The sequence below is a fragment of the Lelliottia jeotgali genome (assembly GCF_016771845.1).
In the GTDB taxonomy this organism is placed as follows: Bacteria; Pseudomonadota; Gammaproteobacteria; order Enterobacterales; family Enterobacteriaceae; genus Enterobacter; species Enterobacter jeotgali.
On record NZ_JAENMQ010000011.1, the window covers coordinates 86889 to 107516 of the forward strand.

Consider the following 20628-nt stretch of genomic DNA (forward strand, 5'->3'; position numbering starts at 1 on the left):
ATAGCTGCTGACATCAGAAATTTTACGTTCATGTTCCCTCCCGTTAAGAGGAGACATTTCAACGAAATGGCTAGCTCATCCGGGCGGTTAACGGGTCCGGATTTTGTTGCATTCCTACGAAAACTGATGTGTGTAAACCTGAACTGATAAACAGTTATCCACATTTTCGGGGGATAACTGTGTGATTAACCATGTAGATCTTTTGCTGAGTGTTCATTAACGCATTTCGGTATGCGGGCCAGCCGAAAATCCGCCCTTACGGGCGGCATACTTTACTTCTGGCTTTTAGAGTTCAGGAAGCTCGATAATGAAGTTAGACGTCCCTATTTTCCCAGACTCTGTCGGGTAGATAGGAAACACGCGGGGATCACCCAAGCCCAGATCCAGCACGAGGCTTTTACTCTCCCCAGGCTCTGCTGCCGTTCCGTTCAGATTTATCCCGTACTGTGCATCACGCCTGACCGTCAGGATTGCATTCTGGACCCCGGTTGCCAGCTGGCCATCTTTACGCCGGAGCATCCCGGTGCTAAGAACGGCAAGCGGCACATCCGTTGTAGTCTTGAGGCTCGCATTGACGGCAAGTGTGCGCAGGTTATCTAGGCGGACCAGGTTATTCGGCAGGTAGCCGAATTCTGACTCGTAATCCTTCGTGTTGTTCATCGCATCGGTTGCAGTCACCGTGAGCCGGTAGGTCTCACCCTCATTGAGTGACGGGAAGATTCGCGGGTAATTCAGGGAATAAACGTTGTTGCCAAGGCTCGCCCAGGAAAGTTCGACAAAGTCGTTGGTGGGGCCTCCCCGCATCACAATGCGGCTAATTTTCGGCGTGGTCAGGGTATCACTGAGGTTGATCCGTAGGTTCTCAAGGCCCATGACCGTGACGCTTTTATCGACCGGTTTCCCCTCATAGCTGACGTTAACCACAGGGGGCGTCCTGTCCACGATAAACGTCATGAATGCCAGTGAACCAGCGTTGTCAAAGGTATCGATGGCGTTAATGACGAGGTTGTAACTGCCTTCGGGAATGGATTTCATGTCGAACTGGAAGGTGTTGTTTCCGGTCGAGACATTACGCGATGTCTGGGTTCCGGTCATGATGACTTTATCCGCCTGGTTCCTGTCGCTCAGCCAGACCTTTTTAGCTTTAACCTGGTCGAAGTAGCTCCCGTCACCTGAGATGTTGACATAGGCGTTCAGCAGGTTGGTTTTATCGTCGTAATCGTAGCCCGTGACCGTGGTTTTCTGTGCATGCCACGTGATGTTCTCCCACATAGGGGTATTGTATGTGGCCTCCTGACTGGCTCTGATGGCAAACCCGTCGTGCATATAACCGGTAGTGTTCTGTGCCAGAGTGCGGGAGAGGCTTACTGTGCAGGATGTGGCGCCTGCCGGGATGTTGCAGTTGGTCACGTTGGTAATGTATTGGGCGTACGGACGGGCCTCAACGGTAAAGCGGATCGCATTGAATGTTATGGGCAGATCTGCGGCTTTGAACTGGCTCCAGTTAACACTGTCAATCCAGGTACCGTCTGCCTTTTGACGTTCGATCTTTTTCCCCAACCAGGCGGGGGATTTCAATGATGCCGGGTCCCATGCGAGTTCTTTCCCCACATAGGTTAAATCCCCTCCGCCATATTGGTAGGTGTTGTTCGGGCGGAAAAAGTTAGGATCTAGCGCACCCTGAGGTAATTTTGCTTCGAGATAAATGTAGGTACTGTCACTGGCAATAATTGTGTTTCCGCCGTAGGCATTCGTGACGTCTATCCCTCCGTTTCGGTAAGCCTTCCAGTTCGTCCTAGGAATGCGTAGTACCACGCGGTAAGGGTTTTCCAGCACCGAGAGACCGGTTTTGTATGGAACGTAACCACTTGCGATGCCGGGAACGTTACTGGTCGCCGACCGGGAATCGTGAACTGCAAATGCGGTGACCTCCCCTAGCTGATCGTCATATTTAAATGCCTGGGGCGGGACCGTGCGGATGTTACCGGCTTTGTCGGAAATGAAGACATTGAAAGTAAAGGTCTCATTCAAATCGCTGGTGGGCATTGTTTTCTCGGAAACCCCATTCTTAGCCCATGTGTAGAAGGCCTGATCTTTAGCGGGATCGTAATTCATGGATTGGTCGGAAACGGTGCTGCCGTCGGCACGTTTGATAACCAGTCTTACTGCTCCAATGTCATTCGCATCCGTCACCCCGTCGAGGAAAATATCAAACTGTCCAGATCCGGCCTGTCCCAGCTCCCACAGGGGACCGCTCAGCACCATCCCATACCCCGCGTCCTTACGTGGGTAAAAGGTGGTGTATGCGGGCCGGGTGACATCCAGCATCAGTTTATAGGTGGTAGAACTGATCACTGCCTGATGAATGTCCAGGGTTTCGTCCAGGATGGTATAACCGCCCTCACCCAGTGCAGGCAGGGCCATGTTCTTGCCGTAATACTCGCTCCCGTCCGCCGCAGTGACCCGGTCAGCCACGCCGACAAGCGACGTCATTGCGGAGTGCATCACTTTCTGATCACTGTCGCGGATGACTTTTATCCGCTCATAGCGATCCAGACCGGAGATAAGGTTAAGCGTCATGGTGCCGGTGGGGTTGAGATAGGTCAGTGCGGTAGGCTTCACGCTGCGGTCAGCCGAATTGGTGTCTTTGAAGGAAAAGCTAAAGACCTGAGCATTGACCGAACAGGATGAGACAAGCACTGTGACCAGTATGCAGCTCAATATCGTTTTACGCATGGTTTACTCCCGGGATAAAAGTAAGCCTATTCTACAGGGCCCATGCATTTTGCTTTTCCATTTACGTCAGTAATTTAAATGCCAACTGCGGCATTAAAAAAGTAACTTTTGGTGGAATGTGTTCAGGTGATAAGTGGGAAAATGAGAGGCTGAAGGCGCGTCGGTGATGAGTGACGCGCTCCCTGGGATCAGAGATCATCCAGCTGGTGATTGCTGTCAGGATCGTGGCATTGCGCCGATTCCCCTCTTAACTGCACATGCTGCACTTTATGGCGGGTGGGGCGGTTGCGTTCAAAGGCGTCCATGGTAAAGGGAATGTCTTCGTCTAGGTCGCACTGCTCCAGTTCATGTCGACTGCTTTTATCTTGCTGGGTCATCGTGCCTCCGGTGGTTAATGGCGTTCAACGTAGAGAACGCGGACTGAAATAGCGGTATCGGCAAACTGTTTATGGAACACTTCCCCCCACTGCATAACAAACGCATCAGCGGGTAACAGTTCCTGTTTTTCCAGGGAAAGCGGCAGCACTGCCGCCAGACGTCCCCCGGGCGCAAGATGTGATGCCGCAGCCGCCAGATGGAGCTGCGCCCGCCGGTCGGAAAATGGCGGGTTGAGCGCCACACAGCTGAATTTGCGTGAAGCGTTCTTCTGAGACCAGGCCAGGAAGTCGCTTTCTGTCACGTCCTGATACCCACGGGCGCGAAGGATCTCACAATTCAGGGCATCGAGCTCCACGCAGGCGATATCCACCGTCGGAGAGATTGCCTGAAGTAAGCCTCCCTGCCCTGCACTGGGCTCAAGTAATGTGTCACCCTCGCCGGGACCAAGAAGCGAGTCAACGTACTCGCTGAGAGTGCGTGATGAGGGATAAAACTGGTGAGAGACCACATCAGGCACATCACCCATCCGGGCCACATGCCGCAGTGGCTCACTCGGGTCAAAATCAAATTCGGCGGTGTGCCGGTCGAGCTTCGCCCCCATAAAGCTGAGGACGTCAGCAATGGTATTCTTACCCGCGTTCTCCGCCAGCAACGAGGAAGAGAGCCAGACTGACCAGGCTGGCTTACCCTCGCGGACGGTCTTATCTGCCGTCAGATCGCCAATGAGCATCCGGGAATGGAAATCAATGCAGTTTTTCAGTACGGGAAAGGCTTTGATCGTCTTGCGGGCATGCGCTGAGCGGTCCGCTGGTAGAGCCAGCGGGATATACGCGGCAAGAATATTGTTGAGTTTCCCGGCAATATCCGGGTGGACCTCAATATGGAGTGATCCATTTTTAAACAGACGAAAACGCAGGCTGTTGCCGTCGAATGCGGACCACTGACCGAACCCCGCATGCTCCAGAGCCTGTTCTACCCGTTTTTTGGTGTCATGTACTGGCATCAGCTTTTCCCCCCGAAAGAAGGCACACACCACGCGTAGCTCGGAAAGTGCCTCCAGACCTGACTCTCTGACGTCTGTGATGATCCTGCCGGAGGGATACCGCTCCCGAGTGCAGGCTCCGGTGGTGATCATGCGCGTTGAAAAACCGAACGCTTTGTTGGTTTTGTGGTGGACGCTGAGCGATTTGAAGACGCCGTAGACCCGTTCATGCATGAACTGGTTGCGATCATTTAACAGGCTGACAACGGTACTGGTCACGGCGTCCAAGGTAAATTCCGGGATAACCTGCGGTGGATTAAAGTATCGATCTGCGGTGAACTGCTTATCCCAGGCTTTTTTATTTTCCGCGTCCATGACCGATAGCACATCTGTCAGGGCCATGACGCGCTTCCAGTAATCCGAGCGAAGCGCGTTTTCAGCATAGATCGCATCTTTATCCGTGATTTGGTGGTTGTAACCCGACAGGTAGCTGTAAAAAGTGCGAGTACTTCCCTTTGAGAACAGGTCCGACAGGCGGCGGAGTTCGATGAGGTCTACATTGTACTCTTCGACCAGGCTCGCAATGATGTTGAGCTCTTCCCGCATTTCAGGGAAGTCGTCCGCAGTATAAAGTACTGCCTGGCCGCGTGGCTCTGCGGCGTGAGGGCTGGTGGTGAGTGCCAGTGCGTTCATGATGTTGCCTGTTCAGTGAAGGTATACCGCCAGGTTAGCAGATCGATGGAAAAACCTAATAACCTCCGGCGCCCCAAAAAAAAAGCCCCACGAAGGGGGCTAACAACAGCATGGGAAATGGACTTAACGACGTCAGAACAAACAACAAACCTTGCTACAGGTCGGGGTTTTCATTTACTCGGATTCGGTACCGCTTTTATCATCATCTGCCGGGGTGCCATTGCTGGGGTCTTTTCCGCCATTTAATTTAGCCTGACGCTTTTCTGCACGACGCAGCGCTTTGTTTTCAGACGCGGTGATTTCGCTGGCAAGCGACATGAGCAGTTCAATGGTACTGCGATTCAGTGTCACCGGGATTTCGACATCAGCACTGGAATCTGAGATCTCCGGCAGCTCGATGGCGTTAAGTTTCTGCAACAGTTGACCGTTAAGAACTTTGACACCTTCCACCACACGAGTGGCCAGGACAGGTGGAATGCGCGGTGCCTTGAAGTCGGACGGGCGAAGGCGTACCTGGCCCTGAGGCGTTTTACGGACAATCACCCCTTTTGAGGACGCTTCTTCGAGATCGGCTATTAACTTCTGAATACGGGAAATCGCTTCCGTTTCGCCGAACTGATCCAGCAGGTCAAGCACGGCAACGTAGGAGATAGCATCGGCATGAATAAGCGTTTTCAAATACACGGGGATGGACGCCAGGCGGATCAGAGCACTGATAGCCGTAGCACTTTTTCCTTCACGCTGGGCGATACGCTCCAGGGACCAGCCGCCGATTTCTTGTAAACGACGGTAAGACACACCGAGTGCCACAGGAGATAGCGCCATCCCGCGGTTGCCGTCGATAGTGGCCAGTTCGCAGCCGACTTCATCATCTTTGATTTCGGTGGCACGGATAGTGATGTCGTGACCTTCCGCCAGGGCAGTTTGTGCAGCTATTAACCGGCAGTGGCCCTGACGGACGAAAGGTACGCCGTCAATGAAACGAATGCGGATCGGGTCAACATAGTCACCACGAATGAAAGCCGCTTTGATGTTAGCGATGTGCTCAGCCACTTCCGGCAGCAGGTAAAAGTCGGTACCCATGCCCATTTCGCGGGAGTTGAATCCTGGGGTTACCTGAATGACACCGGGATGCAGAGCGTAGGTTTTCAGCTCAGAAACCTCTGCACACAGATCAATGTTCATATCACGGAATTGCTTAATGCCAGAGATAATACGCCCTGTCCCGGTCATGTTCTGACACGCAATTGTCGGCATCGGGAAGGGGGTTGATTTAGCAGTCTTAAGCTCAGTCATAATCTCACTCATAGTAACTCCGGTAATCATTCTGGGGGCTTGATGAGGGAAATGTTATATAAAAAATTCGGTTTGCAAGGTTGGCTAAAAGGCACTTTTTCGGTTTATGACGTTTTGGCGGGACAAAAGTTACTTTTTGAGGAACTCAAAACTATGAAAAAATAGTTTTAAATCAACAAATTGAGTGATTTAGTGTAAGGGTTGTAAATTTCAAAAAAAATAGCAAAAAAATTCAAAATTACCTTGTGAGCCAGCAGCAGCGGAATTTGTCCCTGTAAACTGTTAGCTATCTTATTGGTTTCGCTATGATTGGGTGACTGACCCTTTGACTCTTCCAATATACGGAGCGAATGTGAATCAGAATCTACATCAGCCAGTGTTGAAGTGGGCCGGAGGCAAGACAAAGGTTATGCCCATCATTCGCACCCACTTCCAGAGAGATGAGCAACGCCGATGGGTTGAACCCTTCATTGGTGCCGGATCAGTGTTTCTCAACATGTTTGCGACAGAGGCGCTCCTGGCAGACAGTAACCCCGACCTGATTAATTTCTATCGCTGCGTCAGGGAAAGCAAAGCGGAATTTCGTGACCAGGTTAATCAGCTGGCAGAATGCACCTTCTCGGAACCTGATTACTATGCGTTGCGTACGGAGTTCAATAACACTTGCGACAGCCTGCGGCGGGCTGTGCTTTTCTATGCCCTTAACCGCCTCGGATTCAACGGGCTTTGCCGTTACAACTTGGCCCGGGAATACTCGGTACCTTGGGGCCAGCGAAGTAGCTTCAAACTGAGCAATGCAAAGCTTGATTATCTCTCATTCCGGCTGTCGGGAATAGAGCTTAAACTGTCCGGGTTCGAAGAAACGCTGGCTGGTGCTGGGGGGCAGGACCAGATTTATTGTGACCCGCCCTATGACAAGATCACCAAAAGTAGCTTTGTCTCGTATGACGGAACCCCCTTTGACAAAGCGGCACATACCCGCTTGGCGGACCTTTTGGTGAGTGCCGTTATCAAAGGAGCCCGGGTTGCTGTCTCAAACAGCGATACGCCATTTACCAGAGCGCTGTATGAAGAGCGGGGATTTACTATCCATTCACGGAGTGTTTACCGGTCAATTGGCTCGTCAACAGGTAGCCGACAGGCCGCAGAAGAAATCCTCGCCGTGCTCCAATAGACCGGTGGTGCCGCAACACCGTCATTCAAAATGAACCTCAGGCAGCTGCGGAAGATATCTCTTCGATTGTGAGTGCGTCGTTAAGTGCCCGCTGCGCATAAGGGATAATCTCCAGCTCCTCAATGATGCGTGACTCCCCTCTCCCGTCGCTGACAAACTGGATTAGCCCCATCTCAGCCAGACAGATGAGATTAGGCATAATTCTGACTCGCTCACGGCCCGGGCCTAAATATTTTGTCAGCTCACACACCCGAAACGCAGTGCGATTGGCTTTTCGCAAATGGTCATAAAGCGGATAGAGGATGGCCCTGCGCTTTAAAAGTCGCTCTGTCAGATACGTCTGGATGAGATCGCCGGTAATATCAATCATCGGCAGCAGCCGAAGGGGGAAAGTCAGGGTGTATGTATCAGAAGCCTGAGAATACGAGAATGCCAATAGAAAACTGAACGTGTGACGCTTTCTGTAATAAGGGGCGTATTCAGCGAGCGTTGTTGAAAGGCAGATCAACAGCTCCTCAATGTTACCGTGGGTAATTAACCCCATGCGTTCACTGTTTCGCATCGAACTATAATCTGAAAATGTAAGTCGGGAACGGCTAAGCCAGTCATTGGCCTTTATATTTACGGCAAAACTAACGTCATCATGAACAATGTGAGCCTTGGCGCGGATCTGATTATGGGCATGCATCAGTAACTGCAAGAATGGATATCGACATACTGGCTGGAGCTGGACGCCGTTTAAGGACACTGAGGAGGAGAAGTCACTACCCATCGCGACCGGCGGGAATACTCCAGAGTCTGGTGGGATTGTGATTTTTCGCTGAGCAGACTTACCAGAAGATCTAATTGATTTGGCAATAAATCCAAACGTGAGATCTTTTTGCATAACATCCTCCGCTAATATCTTATCCCCCACTAAGCACTGATATACCTGTCCTGGTCCGAGACTAATCAGAATTTAAAATCAGGCAGTCTGATCTACAGGCAAGTGGGTGTTAAATAATAAATAGTCTGTTTTATTTAGATTATCAGTTTAAAAAATATTTTATTTATAGAATGGCCGACTAAAAAAATGAAAGTTTTATTGGGGCATGGAAAAATCGGTTAAGAATAGTGCGTAGCCTGGTTTACCGTGAGTGAGTCGGCACGACAGTGCCAGAATAACAGCCTGCTACGTCAGGCTGTATTTGCATTCCGCGTCAGACGGGCTACAGATGTGATGGCATAGGAAGTCGAGTCGTAAGTGAAAAAGTGCCGAATTTTCCCTGTAAGCGTGTAGCTTTCACCCAACTCAACGGCATCCTGGCTCTTATCAGTGAATGCGAATCCGCCAAGGTTAGTCATCCCCGTATAGGTAAAGAACTTAGAACCGCTTGATTTTGAATACTGTGCCCTAATTTCTGTAAACGCAATAATAACCTTAACTACATCCCCTGGATTATAACGTCTGATCACGTGAATATCAGTGCAGGAAGTTAAAGGCGTTTCGGCCACATGTTTCCTAACTACAATAGGCGTTTCAGAACCTTGACCAAACGAGGTCTTAAAGCTCTGCAATTGCCTTGTGGTAAGAAACAAGCCTGCGTCCAGTTGACGTTTCAAGCCAGAAGCAAAGTCTGATCCATCTTCATAAAGTAACTTTAGTGCCTTAGCATTATACTGCTTCCAGTGTTCAAGATCGGGGCAATTCAAAAATGTCGGTAGATCCTCAAAAATGCTTGGGCTGATAAATTTTATCAATTGCTCCTTTTCAGGTGCGGCAGTACCAGAACCAAGGCAAATACTACAATCTTTACTGGGTAAAGGGAGTACAACGCAATTCGGGCACTCACGCTGAATGTATGCGGAAAAGCGTCCTTCTTCTTCATAAACCTTAAGTGAAGAAGGAATTAAAAAGTAATCGTGGGTAAAAAAATCTCTGTCATTTTTCGAGATCCTTGAGTCGTTGGTTAACAATGGACAGTGACTTTTGAATAGTGTCAACAAATTCGTTGTGTCCACCCTCATTGTTATCAAACCGATGACCAGCATTGATAAGTACAATATTTTTCTCAAGAGCCTCCTTGGTAATAAGGAGAGACTTGTGTGTTTCAATTACTGAAAATTTACACTTAGTCATTTTTCACCCCAGGCTAATTAGAAGAAATCAGCATGTCTCGAATTTCGTTTAATTCTGAGATGCTAGATTTAGGTATAACAATGACAGTTGATTCATCACTTAAAATTGCCAGAAGAATTTTTAAATTGCTCTCGCTTAAACTCAAATTCAGCTCATTACCATCATCTGTGACGTATTTCTCATCCAAACCAGAGAATAAGTCTTTGTGCTGTTTACTGATCTTAACTTGAGTTACACAATCATTACAGTAAGTATCAGGGGTAAGTGCAGTGGTCAGCGACAGGAATCCAGATTTAAGACGCTCGGTTTTCTTCTGCGACAGTCGTTTAATGCCTAATGAAGAACGCGTTACCGACTTCGTAACGTTCTGCTGAACCCGGCTCTTACCTTTATCGTCCCTATCCTCTTTGGTGTTGTTGGCACTCATTACAGGTTCACCCGCACATACGCTGTCACTCACAATTGTGGTGTTGACCGGGTTTGTGGTTGTGACTGGCTGAACAGCAATATCAAGGTGTGATTTAAGATTCGCCAATACTTTTTCATGGTCGTTTGAATACCTGAGCATAATTTCAATGGCCAACGTTTTTTTAATTTCCCCCATGCTGATTAAGCGTTGCAGTTCAAAAGGCATTTCAAGGATCTTGAGCATATTACGAATCGCAGTAGTTGACCGCTGATAGCGCTGGGCCAGAGACTCGACGGAATAACCCATTTTTACTGCATGTGATAGTGCATGCGCTTGGCTGACCGGATTAAGTCCATTACTCCGGTTGCCATCAACATTCTCTAGATATTCCTCAATCTCATTATCATAAGCGAGCAATATGACAGAAATGCTCGGAATGGCTGCGCCTTCTGAGAGTGCCAGTTTAAGAGCGTGGGTTCTGCAATGCCCCTGACGGACAATATATTGGCCATTTTTCAGAACAACTTTAATCAGGTCAACGCGGCGACCTTCTTTATACGCTTGTTTAATAGCTGTTATGGTCGATTTGACGGGCTCCAGCTCATAGCCAAGATTGCCAATAACCGCCTCGCGGGGGTTAAAGCCAATTTCAATGACAAGAGAAAGTGGGTCAATCTGTACGATTTGGTACTTGTCTTGGGCCATTTTGATCTCCTTTTTTGACCATCTTACAAAGTGCAATCTGAAACCTAATAATCCCGCTGCACCAAATCGCAAAAAATGCCCTGCCAGCCATAAAGTTACTTTTGTTGCTGACATGGTAGGTCTTGACAGAATGCGAGGTGCTATGCAGGAAAAATGATGGGGTTTAGTGAAATCGCCAGGGGGATTTAAAAAGTATCATTCAATTGCAATAGACCCATCCCAAATAAACTTAATGGAGTGAATATGGAACTGACGTTGAATCACGGTATCAATACCGATAAAAATGCAATTGAACGATTCATTCAATCAAAGGCCGGGAAAGTTGTGCTGTGCCTTATTATGAGTCTCTGCATTTGCTCGTTATCTTATGCGGGTTCTGATGATGGTGCTTTGGGCGATGTCTGGGCATATATGAGTGAAAGTATGACTGGTGCCCCGGGTAAAATCATGGCAGCAGCCATGCTGTTCTCTGCTTTTTACTTTTCCATCATCAAGCCGAACCCGGGCATTGCTCTGGTTTCAGCATTCATGATGTTGGTAATGGCGAATGGCGAGAAGATCATCAGCACATTTATGGATGCAGGTATCGCCCTTTAATCTCCCCTTCACTGCGATGAGGGGGGGTGCCCCCTCTTTGGAAAAAAATGTCTGAGCAACAAAATATCCCAAAACACACTTACCGGTTTCCCTACCGTGTAAATATGCCTTTGCTTATTCTTTTCTGGGATGCCAAAAAGCTGGGAGTGGCATTTCTACTACTAGCTATTGGAAATATTTTCGAGTGCTTTACTCTCGCGACCTGCCTTGCTGCTTTTTACTGGATTGCTTACAACAAAGCTGCGGAGCTCGGTGTTAGAGGTGTTCTCAGACATAAAATGTGGTGGCTGGGTTTTTTCCCAGGTAAATCAGTATTCAATAGTCGGTATTTCACTGATCCATTTATCAGAAATCTATATTCCTAAGGAGTCGGTTTTGGATATTTTGAAAAAATTGCAGACTGCACTTGGGTCTAATAAAAAAGACGATGGGAATGATAAAAAAGAAGGGAAATCCTTATTTTCAGGCCGCTTTTTTGATGCCAAAAAGAATTTCAGTCCTGAAGCCCAAAAGTCTGGTGCTGGTATAGCTTATAGCGAGCTGATTACGCGCAGCAGCAGGATCGTCACGACAAATTTGGTTTGTGTAGGAATTATCGGCGTTTTAGTGATAAAAATCGTCTTTTTGACAAATCCAGTCACGATAGTGACGCCACCTAATATGACGGAAGAAGTTACTTTGGTTGGCAATAAAGCTTCTGAATCCTACAAGACTCAGTGGGCCATGTTCTACAGCACCATGCTTGGGAATATAAACCCTAAGAATATCCAGTTCGTAATGAATTACATTCTGGATTCGTTATCGCCGGAACTCCAGGCTAAGACAGGTGAGGCTCTGGAAAGCCAAATCAGTATTATGCAAGCTCGTGGCGTGGATCAGACATTCCGTGCTAACGATATCTACTTTGATCCCAAAAACGATATGGTCTATGTCTGGGGCACAAAAACAACAACGCTTTTAAATGTGCCAGACAAATCAGAATCGTCAAAATGGACGTTTGAATGGGTGATCGGTATGAAAAACGGTCGTCCACGCATTGCTCACGTAAACCAGTACGCTGGTACGCCAAACATCAAAAAAATCACTGTTAATGGCAAAGAGCAATTGGCAACACTGGATAACCCGCCACCGTCGACAGGTAAATAGTCATGAAATTATCCAACACTTCGAAATTTAGTACCTTGGCCTTGGCTATTTTACTGGCAACGTCCCATGCGGTAAACGCTGATGAATATAAGCTGCCTGCGACTATCAATAATCCAGTTGTAATGCCGGTTGGAGCTGACTCATTCAAAAATGCTATGACTGAATCAATCGCGCCGAAAACTCAGGCCGCCGAGCAACCGAAGCCGACAACTGACCTGCCAACGGTCACACTTTCTAAAGAAAGCAACAGTTCCCCGGCTGTCAGTGCGATCACAAGTGCCCTTGAGAAGAACCCTACCCTACCGGGCTATACAGCACAGCAGCAATCTGGCCAATTAGATGCCTATGGCCGTGCCGTTGCCCAGCAAAATGTACAGGGGACCGGTGGAGGTTCTAAAGCAGATGAGCTGTACGAGGAAGCCCGGAATAGATACCGGGAAGTACAGCGCGTAAATGTGCCACCGGGAGGTAATATTGTTTTACCCGTATCCCGTGGTTTGCAGAACAGGATTTCAACCTCTTTTAAAAATGCTTCAGTCAGTACATCGACGTCAGAAAAAGATGCCAACATCTTTGTAAACGGAGGAGATGTTTTCATCTCGACCAATACCGACAAGCCCATTGGCATCATGCTGTCCGAAGATGCTGTCCCTGAATCAACTTACAACCTGACGTTGGTACCGCTGGATGTGCCGGGGGCAATGATATCTGTAACGACTTCGTTGAGTCCGAACATGAAGGAGAAACGAGAAACCTCCCTGGACCAACAGCAATACGCTGAAATGCTGGAAAAATCCCAACAAGAAGATATGCAGCAAAGTGACCCTAAACAAGACGATCACAAGCAGAGAGTTATCGATATCCTCACACCGGTAGCGCTTGGTGAAGTGCCGTCAGGTTTCAGTCTTCAGGAAGAAAGGCTATCCAGAATTCCCGCGAAAGAACAATCACCATGCAATTTCAACATGTACGCAAAACTTGGCCAGCGCCTAGTGGGCGCCCGAGAGCTTATTGACGTCATTTTGGTAAAAAATGATCAGCCCTACAGTCAGGTCGTACCTGACCAGCAGTGTGTGACTGACGGTGTTATTGCGAGTGCCATTTTTGACAAGGCATTTTTACAACCGGGTGAAGAAACCGAACTCTATATAGTCCGGGATAAATTATTCAAAGAGCGTGAATCTCGGGTGACTACGCGGCCAAGCTTAATTAAGAGATAAGGATGAGAAAAGTAGCTTTTTTAAAGCTCCTTCTGTTTCTCTCATTCGGTGGAGCAGTTTTTGGTGTCACGCGACTTTATTACATAACGACTTATGTACCAAAAGCCTCTGTGACAATCATTCCAACGGAGTACTGGCAAGAAGATGTAGCAAATTCAACAAATCAAAAACCTATTGTCGTATTAAATGACCCGACACTAGAAAGTAAGTTTGTTGGAAGCCCTGCATCCAATAGCAGAAATGATAATGGTGCTCTGAACAGCAAAACCCAAATCCGGAAAGAGAATGAGCTAGATGGAATTGGTCACCATGCCGGAAATTCAGTAATGAATTCACATGAAAGCCATGATACTTGGGTTCACGCCGGGACTCCTTATATAGTCCCGCAAATGTCTCAAGCGGAACGAAGTATTAAAATAAAACGGTTGTTACCACCTCAAAGCGGAGCGGGATATGAAACTAAATAAGGCTTGGGAAAATAAATCATTCCGATACTGCACGATGGGTGTGGTAATTGTGGCGTTGATTTATATCATCAGCCAGTCAATATTCAGTACACCCGAAAAGAAAAAGACCAAAACACAGAAAAAAGATATGGTCACTAATATGCTTATCGATGATACGCAAGCCGATAAACTGAGCAGTGACGAGAGCAAAAAAGTCTATGACGAAATGATTAAGCAAAACCGTATAGACCAAAACGAAGCTAAAAATGACCGGGAAAAAGCTGAGAAAGCCCAGCAGGAAACTAAAACTCAGATGGCTACGTTACAGTCTCAATTGCAGCAGGTAACGCAACAGCTGAGTGATATGCAAAATAACAGGGGTAACGGTAATCGTAGCCTTGATTCAAGAGAACCACGTGGGTCTCAGCAACTGGTTAATGAGCAAACCCCTGCCCCGTATCAGCTAAATAACAACTCACCGGTCAACAACCGATTTTCAGGTAACGGCGTAATAGAGCCAACTCGCAATAACCCAATGCGTACCATTACACAGCGGTCAATCAAGACCAGTGGTAATGATGGGGTCATTCAGGTTACGCCAGTTTCAGAGAGCAGGATTCGGGAAGGAAAGGTCGATGGTAACACCTCAAATGCTTCAAAAAGAGGTAATGGAGCTGACGGCACGACCCCAATTGACAGCAAGGCTCGGCATGCTGCCAGAAAGGACGAACAATTCTTACCGGCAACGTCGATTATTACGGGTGTGTTAATCAACGGACTGGAAGCTCCGACGAGCCTCTCGTCTAAGGCTGAACCCATGCCTGTCACGATGCGCATAAAGAAAGACATTATTATGCCAAACAACTTCACGATGGATTTACGGGACTGCAATCTTATGGGGTCCGCTGTTGGCGATCTTGCTTCGCAACGGGCATATATTCGGGCTACTTCCATTTCTTGTGTGAACTCCAAAGGCAAAGCTTTTGATGTAAAACTTGAAGCGTATGCAGTTAGCGAAAATGATGGCAAAAACGGCATTCGCGGCACTCTTATCAGTCGAAATGGCAATGCAATTGCCGGGTCGGCATTTGCTGGCGGCTTATCGGCACTGGCAGGAAGTCTGAGTCCTAGCAAGGTCTCTTCCCTCAATATTGACCCTAATTCACAGGCTCAGTACCAGACACCTAATTTCGGTGCTTTGGGTGCTTTGGCAGGATCGGGTGCAGCTACTGGGGGGTTAAATCGCCTTGTTGACTACTATACCTCCTTAGCTGAACAGCAGTGGCCAATTGTTGAAGTAAGCCCTGGCCGTGCTATCACGTTCATCGTGCAAACTGGTGCAACGATCCCTACGAACTTAGTCAGCCGCTGAGGTGATCTATGAGCGAAGAACAGAAAAAAGACTTACCTGAAATTAAAGCCGTCGACAGTGATGTCAGAATTGGCAGTGTTAAAATCCCCAAAAAAGTAGCTTTTGAAATCGATGTGGAAAAGGCACTTCGCTGGATTATTGTGTTCGGAGTCCTGATAGCGGTGTGCATTTATGGCTACAAAGGGATAAAGAGCATCGACTTTTCTTCGGCTTTTGGAAACTCAACCAAAGTTGCCGTACTGGATATGCCCGGGTTAAAAAAGGAATTTTATAAAAACACCCGACCATCGGGAGATAATGAAAACCCAAGTGCCCGATTCGAGAAATATTTCTCAAAATTAATGCGATTTTATCGTAGTGAGGGTTATTTAGTTATTGATTATTCACTGACCTATTCAATTCCTAATACGGTTAAAATCGTTACTTATATCGACAACGAAACGCTCTCTCAAAGCGTAACATCATCAGATATAGACTCCCATGACGAAACCGAGGCGGCACGTTGAGAAAGTTACTTTTATCTATGGCGATAATGTCGATGTTGCTTTCCCCTCTGGGAGTGCAGGCGGATGACAGCGTTTTTAATGACAATGATGCTTCAGCACTGATGTCCAAGGCTAAAGAAGGCGGAGTTTCTTCAGATTTGGCTAATATGCTGTCAAAGATGAAAAATTATAAGCCTCATGATGCTATATACATCCCAACAGGTGGCATGTATATCTTTGAAGACGAACGCTCTCAACTAATGGCAGTTACCACAGACGGTCGCTATTCCATTACAGGTGGGAGTCTCGTTGATATTGTCAAAAGAACACCTGTTTTATCAGTAGATGAAATTAGGAAAAGCTATTTCATTAAACTTAGTGAAGCACCTTTTCAACTAGACACAGCTTCTGTTATTCCCCTCGGGAATCCTAAGTTAGCCCGTCAAGCCGCGCTGTTTATTACCCTCGACTGCGACGGTTGCCAGGAACTGGTTAAGCATTTCTACGAAAATCGGGAAAAGTACCGAGTTGATATTGTTCTGGTCCCCTCGCCAGAAGTAAAGGAAAACTTGCGCCAGCTTTGGTGTAGTAAGGAAAAAGGGAAAATAAACAATCTTGATATTTTACGCTGGATTATGGGAGATAAAACCGAAGTAAATAAGCGCTTAATATCACAAAAAGAAGCTGCGCAGTGCGAGGCCCAGCCATTAGTCGCATCGTTAATGTTGGCTGGCATATATAAATTGCAGGGTGTGCCATCAGTAGTTCGTGAAGACGGCCTGGCGGGTAACGGTGTCCCTGGGGATTTTGACGCCTGGTTAAAACAGTCCATCACTCCTCTTCTAAAAAACCCATTTGATACAAAATAAGGCCACGGTATGAACTTTAAAAAATCAATTTTTGCTCTTCTTGTCGTTGGTGCTTCCAGTTATCTGACCGGTTGTATCGGCAATTCTGAGTCGGAATGCCCGGGGATCGAAAAAGGTGTCATCTGTAAGGGGCCCCGCGAAGTCATGGAGTTGACAAACAACCGGGATGATCTCTTCAGCTCGGGGGGGGAAGCTGATATGGGAAAGAATGGTGGCAATGCCAACGACGGTAAATACCCTACCCAAATAACACCGCCGGGAGGGATTAAATATCCAAAATCCCCGGTACTACTAAACCAGCCCGTTACATATACCAAAACGGCACTGAAACCTGCTGGCGAGTTGCCGGTTATGTACGAACAGAATTTGAAAAATGGAGCGCCAACCTCAACGATTTCGCCGCGCCCTATCACCGGTACGCCAGTTTTTGCTCGCGTACAAAATGGTTCCTCTTATGTAACCACAACGCCATCAGCTAACCCGTACAACCATCCGGCTGCTGAAATTGTTGATAAAACGGTGCGCCCATATCAGCCTGCTCCTGTGCCTCGATACATTGCCCCCAATTCAGACATTGCGCCCGGAAGAGATCTCTATTCAAAAAACAATGGCCAGCCGGTGAATCCGACTTTGAGTTCGGGGCAGATACAGCAATACAGAAGTCAGGGTTATAAGCAGGCCGTGGTCGCACCAGAGCCTCTCGCTGTGCTCCAGCAGGGTAAAGTCATGCGCATCACGTTCGCACCTTATACGGATGACAATGACGCGCTTAACTTGCCCGGATATGTTTACGTAAACGTTAAACCTCAGACCTGGATCGCCGGTAAAAATTCAACAGCCAACCCAGCACGAATTGTGCCGCTTGAAGTTCAGGATGCAGCCCGGGAGAACATGCAGCAGCAGCAGAGAGCAACACAAGCGGTCTCCCCTAATGGCGTCGTAAGACAACTCTGAGGTCCAATATGGAAGCAATAAAGAAATATAATGATGGTTTGGCTCGCCACCAACTCGGAGGATATGTCCCAGTATTTGACCAACTCATTGATACGCCATACTTCCTGATCGATGGCAATCGACTAGGGTTTATGTTTATTTGTAACCCATCGCCGGGTGTTTTCGATAATCAGCAGGACGTATTGGCTGAATTGTTCAAAATAGATTTCCCGAATGACACCATTTGCCAAGTATCTCTGACCGCCCTGCCCGATCTGACTCTGCAATTAAGCGCCTGGTCTTCCGTCCGTGGGGGACGAATGACAGGTGATGATAAAGAGAAAACAGACCTCCTTAACGCATACCAACTGGACTATTTTGAGAGAAGTATGCATGAACCTCTCAAACCGGGCCATGACTCGCTTTCGTTGCGAGATTTTCAAGTCTGGATTTCATTCTCAATTCCCTTAAAAGGCGCATTGCCCACGGAGTTGGAACATCGAAAAATAGACTCCCTCTATTCCGACATAAAAAGTAAATTGCTGACAATGGGCATGCCTGCTTTTTGCGCAAATGCCGAAAGCTGGCTTTATTGCATCGATAAGCTGATTAATCCGGGGCAGAGCTCCCGTTGGTCAGAGGGGGCCGTTGAAGTCAACACCTTCCGGCGGCTCAACGAACAGTTAAACGTACCAGGTCGCCAGTATAAAGTGACTGAAGGAAACTTTTCTTCAACGACACTGAGCAACGATAAAACAGAGCATCGCTATTTTAAGCAATTGTCGGTGGTTAAATTTCCGGAATACGTCAACTTTGGCTGTATGTATGAGCTGGTAGTAAACTGGTTGCACGGTCGGAAAACAATCTTCAGCCCCTTCATGATAACTCAAACTGTTTTATTCGCTGATCCATTGAAATTGAAGAAAGAAAATGTGCGATATAAAGCGGTCACAAACAAACAGGCCAGCATCCCTTCAGTAGTCACCTTCTGTCCACGTTTAAAAGACATGGATAATGATTACATGGCCGTGACACGTGAGCTTGAAGACGGGGCAAGACTTCTTCATAACTACCTGACGTTTACTGTAATGGGAAATAGTGAGGAGGAAGTCAGTGAAGCTGCTGACCAGATGCGTTCATTTTATCTGGAAAGCCGAGTGAACGTCGCAGACGACTCTTACATAGTGTTCCCATCATTAATGTCATGTTTGCCGATGTGTAATGACCCCAAAACAATACACGATCTGGACCGATTTGATGTCGTAAGTAATCTAGGTGCAGCGCATATGTCACCTATTTTCGGGCCTTGGAAAGGCAACACTGACCGACCTGTCTTGTCTCTTGTTTCGCGTGAGGGGCAAATGATGGGGCTGGATATTTTCAAAACGTCAGCCAGTTACAATATGGTCATCGGAGCAACGTCAGGCGCTGGTAAATCGTTCTGGACGGCCTATCTGATAAACAATTATCTCGGGGCAGGCCCACGGGCAAATAATCTGGTTCATTTCAGGCAAGCCTATGAGCATCTTCGAAACAATGACTACAACTCGACTGACCCTGATGGCGCCCAAGTATTTGTTGTTGACGTCGGTCGTTCTTACCAGGGTATTGCCGAACAATACGGTAACAGTCAGTTTATCGATTTCGGTAAAAGTCCGGACTTTACACTCAATCCATTCGCATTCCTTACGGATGTAGTACAGGACGAGCGAGCCTTTGCGAATGCGCCTGAATATGATAGCGAGCAAACGTCACAAGACTCAGAGAAAGACAAAGTCTCACAAACGATCATGGTTCTGAACCAGCTTAAAATCATGGCGTCAGAGACCGGACAAATCAGTGATTTCCAGCAGTCGGTAATGCTCCAGTTCATTGCCGAAGAGTACAACGAATCAAAAAAATTAGGGAAAACTGGTTCGATCACTGGTTTTGCTGAACGTTGTTTAAGCCACGAAGACCAGCGTATCCGAGATTTGGGCAATCAGCTAAGATCGTGGTGCGATGGCGGAATTTATGGCCACCGATTCACAGAAACGCTTCCGCCCATTAACTTTGACAGCCGATTCGTCGTGCTTGAGCTCGAAGAGTTAAAGGGCACACCTCACCTCCAAACAGTTGTTTTGATGTCTATCATTCAAGCTGCACAACATGCCATGTTTATTAAAAAAGATGGCCGACGCAGACTATTCATACTTGATGAAGCATGGGAGTACATACGCCCTGATGACTCAAATGGTGCGGGTAACAACGCAAACCAGTTCTTTTCTTCATTCCTGGAGGCCGCATGGCGTCGTTTCAGAAAAACGAACTGTGCAGGTATTTGTATTACTCAGTCGTTTGAGGACTATTTCTCTTCATCGGTGGGACGAGCACTTACTGCAAACTCACCATGGAAGATTATCATGAAACAGGAGAAAGAAAGTATTGAAGCGATGAAAGCCAAAAAATACTTTTCAACATCCGATGCCGAGTATGAGCGTATGAAAAATATCCGAACTGTAAAAGGGTCTTTTTCCGAAATGCTTGTACGGTTTGAAAACTACCAGGAAATTGCCCGTCTTTATGTGGACCGCAAAATGGAACTCTGCTTTACGACGGATTCTACAGACAGAAAAAAACTTTGGGATATTCAGGAAGAATTCAATTGCAGTTATGGTGAAGCAATTGAGATCCTCTACAATCGTGAAATCTCTGGTGTCGCAGAGTAAATTTAGCATTATGGCATTGCTAAAATAGATAAACGGCCTTCAGTGGCCGTTTTTTTATCCATTTTTCAGAGTCCCTTTAGGTTTTAGGTAATAATTGAAATCCCAATATCATCCCAGTTGCGCTTAATGCATCAATTTGTACGCGTATCAAAATCATTATGAATACAAAGTGCAACCAAAGTGATTGCATATTGAATGAGAAATGTTCAAGTGGCGCACTTCTGCATGATGGGGATACAAAATTGGCTGATTATGTAACCAGTTTGTTTACATAAATGAACCATAATGGATGATTCGTTGGGGGTGCAAAGGGATAGGAAAGATTAGGTAATCGATATGGAAACACAATAACAACAAGTA

General features: G+C 47.2%; 18 protein-coding genes. 11 read left to right on the top strand and 7 right to left on the bottom strand.

Annotation, left to right across the window (positions count from 1 at the left end; all coding sequences use genetic code 11):
* Positions 1 to 285 precede the first annotated feature (285 nt).
* From JBO43_RS18070 to JBO43_RS18085, 4 genes are all read right to left on the bottom strand, one after another.
* Positions 286 to 2736 (bottom strand): Ig-like domain-containing protein, encoded by a 2451-nt coding sequence (locus JBO43_RS18070; protein ID WP_202668463.1) that lies wholly within the window; start codon positions 2734 to 2736, stop codon positions 286 to 288.
* A gap of 188 nt (positions 2737 to 2924) precedes the next feature.
* Positions 2925 to 3113 carry a hypothetical protein gene (locus JBO43_RS18075; protein ID WP_202668464.1) on the bottom strand — a complete coding sequence of 63 codons (189 nt, stop codon included), beginning with the start codon at positions 3111 to 3113 and terminating at the stop codon, positions 2925 to 2927.
* A 14-nt stretch (positions 3114 to 3127) separates the two neighbouring features.
* Positions 3128 to 4789: a DUF4942 domain-containing protein gene (locus JBO43_RS18080; RefSeq protein ID WP_202668465.1), complete on the bottom strand. Its 1662-nt coding sequence runs from the start codon at positions 4787 to 4789 to the stop codon at positions 3128 to 3130.
* A gap of 174 nt (positions 4790 to 4963) precedes the next feature.
* Positions 4964 to 6097, bottom strand: a complete 1134-nt coding sequence (locus JBO43_RS18085) for a ParB/RepB/Spo0J family partition protein (RefSeq protein WP_202668466.1) — start codon at positions 6095 to 6097, stop codon at positions 4964 to 4966.
* Positions 6098 to 6437: 340 nt separating this feature from the next.
* Between JBO43_RS18085 and JBO43_RS18090 the strand changes: the two genes are divergently transcribed.
* Positions 6438 to 7259 carry a DNA adenine methylase gene (locus JBO43_RS18090; RefSeq protein WP_202668467.1) on the top strand — a complete coding sequence of 274 codons (822 nt, stop codon included), beginning with the start codon at positions 6438 to 6440 and terminating at the stop codon, positions 7257 to 7259.
* Positions 7260 to 7296: 37 nt separating this feature from the next.
* Here JBO43_RS18090 and JBO43_RS18095 read toward each other — a convergent pair whose 3' ends face one another.
* The 3 genes from JBO43_RS18095 to JBO43_RS18105 form a co-directional block, all read right to left on the bottom strand.
* Positions 7297 to 8145: a hypothetical protein gene (locus JBO43_RS18095; protein ID WP_202668468.1), complete on the bottom strand. Its 849-nt coding sequence runs from the start codon at positions 8143 to 8145 to the stop codon at positions 7297 to 7299.
* Between the two features lie 290 nt (positions 8146 to 8435).
* Entirely contained in the window at positions 8436 to 9314 is an 879-nt protein-coding gene (locus JBO43_RS18100; RefSeq protein WP_202668469.1) for a hypothetical protein, read from the bottom strand.
* Positions 9315 to 9391: 77 nt separating this feature from the next.
* Entirely contained in the window at positions 9392 to 10492 is a 1101-nt protein-coding gene (locus tag JBO43_RS18105; protein ID WP_202668542.1) for a ParB/RepB/Spo0J family partition protein, read from the bottom strand.
* A gap of 243 nt (positions 10493 to 10735) precedes the next feature.
* Between JBO43_RS18105 and JBO43_RS18110 the strand changes: the two genes are divergently transcribed.
* The 10 genes from JBO43_RS18110 to JBO43_RS18155 all read left to right on the top strand — a co-directional run bounded on the left by JBO43_RS18110 (position 10736) and on the right by JBO43_RS18155 (position 20268).
* Positions 10736 to 11089, top strand: a complete 354-nt coding sequence (locus JBO43_RS18110) for a pili assembly chaperone (protein ID WP_202668470.1) — start codon at positions 10736 to 10738, stop codon at positions 11087 to 11089.
* A 47-nt stretch (positions 11090 to 11136) separates the two neighbouring features.
* Positions 11137 to 11454, top strand: a complete 318-nt coding sequence (locus tag JBO43_RS18115; protein WP_202668471.1) for a type IV conjugative transfer system protein TraL — start codon at positions 11137 to 11139, stop codon at positions 11452 to 11454.
* Between the two features lie 10 nt (positions 11455 to 11464).
* Positions 11465 to 12235, top strand: coding sequence for a TraE/TraK family type IV conjugative transfer system protein (locus tag JBO43_RS18120; protein WP_202668472.1), 771 nt, complete (start codon positions 11465 to 11467; stop codon positions 12233 to 12235).
* Positions 12236 to 12237: 2 nt separating this feature from the next.
* Entirely contained in the window at positions 12238 to 13455 is a 1218-nt protein-coding gene (locus JBO43_RS18125) for a type-F conjugative transfer system secretin TraK (protein WP_202668473.1), read from the top strand.
* Positions 13456 to 13457: 2 nt separating this feature from the next.
* Entirely contained in the window at positions 13458 to 13922 is a 465-nt protein-coding gene (gene htdO, locus JBO43_RS18130) for a plasmid transfer protein HtdO (RefSeq protein WP_202668474.1), read from the top strand.
* Positions 13909 to 15273 (top strand): TraB/VirB10 family protein, encoded by a 1365-nt coding sequence (locus tag JBO43_RS18135; RefSeq protein WP_202668475.1) that lies wholly within the window; start codon positions 13909 to 13911, stop codon positions 15271 to 15273. The genes htdO and JBO43_RS18135 overlap by 14 nt, the downstream gene beginning before the upstream one ends.
* 8 nt (positions 15274 to 15281) lie before the next feature.
* Positions 15282 to 15779, top strand: a complete 498-nt coding sequence (locus JBO43_RS18140; protein WP_202668476.1) for a transcriptional regulator — start codon at positions 15282 to 15284, stop codon at positions 15777 to 15779.
* Positions 15780 to 15880: 101 nt separating this feature from the next.
* Positions 15881 to 16627: a thioredoxin domain-containing protein gene (locus tag JBO43_RS18145; protein ID WP_202668543.1), complete on the top strand. Its 747-nt coding sequence runs from the start codon at positions 15881 to 15883 to the stop codon at positions 16625 to 16627.
* Positions 16628 to 16636: 9 nt separating this feature from the next.
* Positions 16637 to 17581 (top strand): TraV family lipoprotein, encoded by a 945-nt coding sequence (locus tag JBO43_RS18150; protein WP_202668477.1) that lies wholly within the window; start codon positions 16637 to 16639, stop codon positions 17579 to 17581.
* Positions 17582 to 17589: 8 nt separating this feature from the next.
* Positions 17590 to 20268, top strand: coding sequence for a TraC family protein (locus tag JBO43_RS18155; RefSeq protein ID WP_202668478.1), 2679 nt, complete (start codon positions 17590 to 17592; stop codon positions 20266 to 20268).
* Positions 20269 to 20628: the final 360 nt, after the last annotated feature.

Coding starts and splice junctions, on each gene's coding strand:
- JBO43_RS18070 (WP_202668463.1), bottom strand. CDS start 2,736: ATGCGTAAAACGATATTGAGCTGCATACTGGTCACAGTGCTTGTCTCA.
- JBO43_RS18075 (WP_202668464.1), bottom strand. CDS start 3,113: ATGACCCAGCAAGATAAAAGCAGTCGACATGAACTGGAGCAGTGCGAC.
- JBO43_RS18080 (WP_202668465.1), bottom strand. CDS start 4,789: ATGAACGCACTGGCACTCACCACCAGCCCTCACGCCGCAGAGCCACGC.
- JBO43_RS18085 (WP_202668466.1), bottom strand. CDS start 6,097: ATGAGTGAGATTATGACTGAGCTTAAGACTGCTAAATCAACCCCCTTC.
- JBO43_RS18095 (WP_202668468.1), bottom strand. CDS start 8,145: ATGCAAAAAGATCTCACGTTTGGATTTATTGCCAAATCAATTAGATCT.
- JBO43_RS18105 (WP_202668542.1), bottom strand. CDS start 10,492: ATGGCCCAAGACAAGTACCAAATCGTACAGATTGACCCACTTTCTCTT.
- JBO43_RS18110 (WP_202668470.1), top strand. CDS start 10,736: ATGGAACTGACGTTGAATCACGGTATCAATACCGATAAAAATGCAATT.
- JBO43_RS18115 (WP_202668471.1), top strand. CDS start 11,137: ATGTCTGAGCAACAAAATATCCCAAAACACACTTACCGGTTTCCCTAC.
- JBO43_RS18125 (WP_202668473.1), top strand. CDS start 12,238: ATGAAATTATCCAACACTTCGAAATTTAGTACCTTGGCCTTGGCTATT.
- htdO (WP_202668474.1), top strand. CDS start 13,458: ATGAGAAAAGTAGCTTTTTTAAAGCTCCTTCTGTTTCTCTCATTCGGT.
- JBO43_RS18135 (WP_202668475.1), top strand. CDS start 13,909: ATGAAACTAAATAAGGCTTGGGAAAATAAATCATTCCGATACTGCACG.
- JBO43_RS18140 (WP_202668476.1), top strand. CDS start 15,282: ATGAGCGAAGAACAGAAAAAAGACTTACCTGAAATTAAAGCCGTCGAC.
- JBO43_RS18145 (WP_202668543.1), top strand. CDS start 15,881: ATGTCCAAGGCTAAAGAAGGCGGAGTTTCTTCAGATTTGGCTAATATG.
- JBO43_RS18150 (WP_202668477.1), top strand. CDS start 16,637: ATGAACTTTAAAAAATCAATTTTTGCTCTTCTTGTCGTTGGTGCTTCC.
- JBO43_RS18155 (WP_202668478.1), top strand. CDS start 17,590: ATGGAAGCAATAAAGAAATATAATGATGGTTTGGCTCGCCACCAACTC.